Raw genomic sequence first — 4,195 nt, forward strand, 5'->3', positions numbered from 1 at the left:
AAATATAATAATACAAGGAGAAATAATTTAAAAATAGTAAATCTACATTAAATACCATTAATAAATTACTTATTAATAATTGTAGTTCAACTTATAATAATTCACAAGAAAAATAAATTTAATTGTTAAATGTTAAAATATATCTGTTCATTTGATAATATTAAGTCAAAAGTTAGATTATTTATTTCATGCAATTTATCTCTTAGTAAATCTTCTAATAGGTTTATATTAAAGTTATTATCAATTATAATGGTATTTTTATCTTTTAATAGTTTTATGTTACCACTTCTACAACTATATTGCATATTATCATGTTTATAACAACAGACTATCTTGCTTTGTTCTTTTGCAAAATTAACTGTATGCATAGTTCCACTTTTTGTATCACACTCAACAACTATTACACCAAGGGATAGAGCACTTTGTAAACGATCCCTTTCGATAAAGTGGTTTTTATAAGGTGTTTCAAAAGGAAAATATTCACTAAAGATACATCCATCATTATAAAGAATCTCATCACATAAATATTTATGATCTGCCGGATAAATATTTGAAATTCCACCAGGTAAAACTGCCAATGTTTTTTTATGATTTTTTAATGTGGATACATGAGCATTACAATCTATACCATGGGCCAATCCACTAACAATTGTGTAATTATTAGTGGAAAAGGACTTAGCTAGTTTTTTAGTAATTTCCTCGCTTTCTAATGTGGGGGAGCGAGTGCCTATAATTGCCACAGATTTATTATTAATAATACATGATTTGTTTCCTTTATAAAATATAATTACAGGATTATCAGGAATAATCCTAAGTTTTAAGGGGAAGTCTTCATCTAAGATTGTCATTATTTTTATATTAGTTTTTTCACAGTAATCAATAATATTTAAACTTTTATTTTTAGCAAGCATTATATCTTGAATTGTTAAATCGGAATTATAGTTTGGCAGGTTTGCTAAAATAAAATTTAAAATACACTGAGGATGAGTAGATAATGGTAATGATTTATGTATTAATTTATTTATTGTTTTTCTTCCAATTCTATTTGTATTTAATAAAGTTAAGATTAATTCTTTTTTAAACATAAAACCACTCCTATAAGCATTAGTTTGCCAAATTAAGGCGATTTTAAATAGGAAATAATTTCATTTTATTATAAAAAATTGATTTTATCCTTGCTAGAAAATTCAACATAATATGCTATGCTGAGTTTTACGTTAAATTCTATTATTGATTATACTTGATACCACATTAAGTATGCCATTTGTTATATCATTACTTACATCAGTTATTTTTATAAATGGATTTGGAGGTTTTTTATGATTGCCTAAATTTCTTCCCATTATAATAATATCATGCCATTTGCCTAATTTATATCCACAATTAGGATAAGATCCTAGTTTTTTGAATCCAAAAAATTCATGAAGCTTAATGCTATTATTATTTGGAACCGTTATTATAGAGTATACATTTTTCACATTTTGATGAGCTAGAATTTCTAAAATACAAGTATATAATCCTCTGCCAATGCCTTTATGAGTATGTTTCCTGTCAACATAAATAGAAAGTTCCGCATTCCAATTACAAGCATCTCGAATCATTGCTTTATTTGCATAGGCATATCCTATAACATTATTATAGGATTCACATACTATATAAGGGTAATTCCCTTTAATTTCCTCAATTCTAGTGCCTATTTCTTCTATTGTAGGTACAGTATACTCAAATGTTATTGAAGTATTAACTACATAAGGTGCGTAAATTTTTAAAATTGATTCGGCATCTTTTTTTTCGGCAAACCTCATAACAAACTCGTTCATATATACACCTTCTTATATAATATTTAATAAAAGTGTAATAAAAAACAGTAGGATAATCAATAAGAATAAAATAAAATTAAAAAATCCCGTAATAAAAGTAGTTTTTTTACGGGATTTTACTGATATATGTCTAATTATACATATTGTGTTGACTCATATAGTTATAAATTTTTTCTCCATGTTCTTGTTCTTCTTTTTGAATATGATTTAGAACTTGTCTTATATTCTTGTCTTTAAATTCAAATATAGCAGTATTATATGTAGCAGATACATATTTTTCAGTGGACAAACAATCTTGACACAACATTTTATCGTTTTCATCGTATGCACCATTAGATACATTACTTCCTATATTTGGCATAGAAAGTGTATTATCTTGTGTCATTTGTTGATTTTGAGAGTTTTGACTACCTGAGTTAACATTTGGAACTGTACCATTTAAAATTTGATTAACGGTATCTAGATGTTGTTGTTCTTTTTGTGCTAAAGAAGAAAATAAGTTTTTAAGTTCTTGGCAGCTAGCTCTATTAGCATAATCCTTATATTTTGAAACGCATAAAATTTCATGACTTTTCTCATCTTCAAGTAAAAGTCTTTCTTTTGTAGTTAAATTTACCATAATAACACCTCCATACTTAGTTTGCATTATTGATTAAAAATTATTCTATTTATATTAAAAAATAAAACTCATAATACTAATAGTATAAAAAAAATATATAAGGCTATAATTATCAATGTAAAACCTTTATTTTTTTATTCTTGATTTTATTTATATTCTCGGTTTCTTAATTAAGATATTACCAAAAAAGACTAAGTAGATTATCTACTTAGTCTTTATTAAAGCTAGTACTTTCAAAATTACAATTCTAAATAACTTTAGATAATATTTCATATAATAAACAGGCCATTCAAAAGAAAAGAATCTACTTTTTTAGTAGATTCTTTTCCATATATATTATATAAGGAAGTGATTAAATGGCGGCTATTAAAGGTATTGATGTATCTAAACATAATGGATATATTAATTGGGAAAAAGTAAAAAATGATGGCATAAAATTTGTTATTATTAGAGCCGGATATGGCTCATCTACTATAGACGAAAGATTTGAAGAATATATTAAGGGAGCAATCGAGGAAGATCTTGATGTTGGAATATATTGGTTTAGTTATGCTATAAGTGAAGAAAAAGCCAGATTAGAGGCTGTTAAATGTATGGAAGTAATTAAACCATATAAAGATAAAATAACTTATCCTATATTTTATGATTTAGAATATGATAGTGTAAGTTACGCTAAAAAACACGGTGTAACTATAAATAAAACAAAAGCAACAGCATTTGCTCATACTTTTTTAAAAGAAATTCAAAAAGGTGGATATATACCTGGACTTTATACAAATATAGATTTCTCAAATAACTACTTTTTTAAAAGTATTCAAAGAGAATATGATTTGTGGATAGCTCAATATACTTCAAGATGCACATATAGTGAGAGCCATGTAATGTGGCAATATAGCGAAAGTGGAAGAGTATCTGGTATAAGCGGAAATGTTGATTTAGATTATTGTTATAAAAAATATAAAAAATATAAAAAAAATAATAATAGTGAAAATAATTCTAGAACTGATACAGACTCTAATACAGACAAAGATAATAATAAAGAAGATAACATAATTAAAATTTTAATTAAGTCATTACAAAATGCTTTAAATGAATCATATGATTGTAAATTAGCTGAAGATGGTATTTGGGGACCTAAAACAAAAGCAGCAGTAGAAAAGCATCCATTAAGTATTAAAAGTAAAAATAAAAAACTAGAGCACACTAAATGGCTGCAAAAATCATTAAAAGAACTAGGTTATGATATTGCTATTGATGGATATTTTGGAAAAGATACACAATCAACCGTAGAGAAGTATCAAAAAAAGAAAAACCTTCAAGTAGATGGAATAGCTGGAGTTAAAACTCATGAATCTATAATTTCATACATTTAAATTTAAAGTACCAGAAACTCTGGTACTTTTTTACATGCTAGGATATTATAATACTCTTACGTTTGTAGAACACTCCTATATCAAAGTAATAGCAAGACGTTTGATAAATAGTAAAAAAGTAAAATTTGAGCAACGGAGTTGCCTTAAGCGGAGCAAAGGCATCTCGTCAGCGATATGAAGTGAATCGCACACGCAATAGCTTAAGCAAATTTTTTAATAATACATATTATAATATTATTTTACATTTTTTAACAATATCATATAAAATGGTATTATATATCTAAAAATAGTGTTTTTTAATTTACAAAATACTTTGAAATCAAACATAGTCTGTTATAAAATAGGTATATAATAAAAAAATGAATTATTAAATATTTCTATAT

4 protein-coding genes are annotated in these 4,195 nt (G+C 25.6%); 1 reads left to right on the forward strand and 3 read right to left on the reverse strand.

Going from position 1 to position 4,195, the window contains the following annotated elements; translation table 11 throughout:
* Positions 1-125 precede the first annotated feature (125 nt).
* From dprA to QX51_RS17495, 3 genes are all read right to left on the reverse strand, one after another.
* The gene (dprA, locus tag QX51_RS17485; protein ID WP_052233144.1) at positions 126-1,085 is read right to left on the reverse strand and encodes a DNA-processing protein DprA; all 960 of its coding nucleotides are present in this window, start codon (positions 1,083-1,085) and stop codon (positions 126-128) included.
* Positions 1,086-1,217: 132 nt separating this feature from the next.
* Positions 1,218-1,820: a GNAT family N-acetyltransferase gene (locus tag QX51_RS17490; RefSeq protein ID WP_039681190.1), complete on the reverse strand. Its 603-nt coding sequence runs from the start codon at positions 1,818-1,820 to the stop codon at positions 1,218-1,220.
* A gap of 130 nt (positions 1,821-1,950) precedes the next feature.
* Positions 1,951-2,439 carry a spore coat protein gene (locus QX51_RS17495; protein WP_039681191.1) on the reverse strand — a complete coding sequence of 163 codons (489 nt, stop codon included), beginning with the start codon at positions 2,437-2,439 and terminating at the stop codon, positions 1,951-1,953.
* Between the two features lie 356 nt (positions 2,440-2,795).
* On the opposite strand from QX51_RS17495, the gene QX51_RS19690 reads away from it, so the two are divergent.
* A complete protein-coding gene (locus tag QX51_RS19690) occupies positions 2,796-3,812 on the forward strand; it encodes a GH25 family lysozyme (protein ID WP_052233145.1) in 1,017 nt (338 codons plus the stop codon).
* Positions 3,813-4,195 lie beyond the last annotated feature (383 nt).

The sequence above is a fragment of the Terrisporobacter othiniensis genome (assembly GCF_000808015.1).
Lineage (GTDB): Bacteria > Bacillota > Clostridia > Peptostreptococcales > Peptostreptococcaceae > Terrisporobacter > Terrisporobacter muris.